The sequence below is a fragment of the Bacillus sp. NTK074B genome, from assembly GCF_017303375.1.
Taxonomy (GTDB): domain Bacteria; phylum Bacillota; class Bacilli; order Bacillales; family Bacillaceae_B; genus Rossellomorea.
The window spans coordinates 1-265 of record NZ_JAFKOH010000107.1 but is presented as its reverse complement, the minus strand read 5'-3'; the positions used below and the strand labels follow the sequence as shown (position 1 = coordinate 265).

The following is a 265-nucleotide window of genomic DNA, read 5'->3' as shown; positions in this document are numbered from 1 at the left end:
CCCCGACGCCATCCTTTTTGAAACCGGGGCCGAGACCGTCACCTATTCGGACTTCAGCGCGCGTCTGGGCACGCTGCGGGCCGCCTTCGCAGACCTCGGCGTTGCCGCAGATCAGGTCGTGGGTCTGGCGAATACCAACCAAATCGACACGTTCGCCGCGATCTTCGCGCTCTGGGCCTTGGGGGCATCGCCCCTGGTGCTCGATTTCAGAAGCCCCCTTTCGGAGATTCATGAACGGGCCACGCGCGCGGGCGCCAGCTCTGTC

At 65.3% G+C, this 265-nt stretch carries 1 protein-coding gene; it reads left to right on the top strand.

What is annotated here, in order from left to right; translation table 11 throughout:
- Positions 1-265, top strand: a 265-nt coding sequence (locus JI667_RS21610; RefSeq protein WP_206858522.1) for an AMP-binding protein, incomplete at both ends; no start/stop codon positions are given.